At 24.2% G+C, this 1,225-nt stretch carries 1 protein-coding gene; it reads right to left on the reverse strand.

Features of this window, described 5'->3' with window-relative positions; genetic code table 11:
• The coding region (locus CAMP5082_RS08180; RefSeq protein WP_337206426.1) for a hypothetical protein at positions 1-1,172 on the reverse strand (1,172 nt) is incomplete at its 3' end.
• Positions 1,173-1,225: the final 53 nt, after the last annotated feature.

Here is a 1,225-nt window from a genome sequence, read left to right on the forward strand (position 1 = left end):
TACAAATCCCCCTTACTCATACTTTCTTTATTCTTGCTTTTTCCTTTTTCATCATTTGGATTTGAAATTTCTATTTCTTTAAAACTTTTAGAGCATTCTTTATCTGTGTATAATCTAACACAATACTTTCCCCAAGTCTTACCTATGCTAAAAGGATAATCTTTTAAAAAATCAGGTTGTTTGTTGTAATTAATCTCATTGATTTTAAAATAATACTTTCCTTCAGGTAAGCTTCCAAATTTATCTTTAATACTTTCATCATCATAGTAAAAATATGCTTTTTTCTTGGTAGTTTTATCTTTTATATCTTGATAAAAACTAAAAGCAATTTGTTTATTTGATGGTTTTAAATTATCAGCTTTAGCTACTCCACTTCTTGCCATATAAGAAGCTATTAAATCTTTTCCTTTAAAATGATATAAATAAAAACCATCATATTTAAAATAATCTTTATTTTTAAACCTAAGTATAAGTCCTATTTTATGATTGATATAATTATTAAATATTCTTTTGCTATCTTGTAAGGGTTTGGCTAAATAAGCTTTATTATCTTCTAATCTAACTTTAAAACTATGACAATTACTGAAGTCTTTTTCTCTATCAAATCTTATCTGACCTTCTTTATTAGTTTTTAATCTCAATATGCTTTGCTTGATTAGTTTTTCATGATCATACCCTTTTATACTAATGCTAGCATTATCAATAGCCTTGCCATGTTCATCTTGTATGATAAGGCTGATGTAATTTGAAGTAGCAGTGTTGTTTATAATGCTAGTGTTATTGTGGGTTAAATTTAGATCTTGATGGTTTAAATCATCATAAGCATAGTGCTTGCTTATCTTTTTAGGTTCTAATTTTATATTTAAACTATTTTTAGCTAAAACATAGTTTTTAATCTTACAATGATAATAATCATAAGTAATGTTTAAATCTTTTAAAGCATATAAATTATTCTCATCATATTTAAGATAATAATTTATTTTTTCATCATTGAAAGAAAAAATTTCATCTTCCTTTGCGCCTAAAAGAAGTTTTTCATAAAAAAATACTCTTGTTTTTAGTTTATTAAAATCTAGATTATAGTTTTGTTCTAATAAAGCTATATCGATTAATGACTCATCTTTAACAAATATATCACAATTGTTCTCATAAAGATGTAAAAGATTTGACATAGATGAAGCATTGTCAAAAAATATAAGCTTTTTATTTTTTTCTTTGTTTTCTA

It is taken from the genome of Campylobacter sp. LMG 17559 (genome assembly GCF_024723605.1).
Taxonomy (GTDB): Bacteria; Campylobacterota; Campylobacteria; order Campylobacterales; family Campylobacteraceae; genus Campylobacter_D.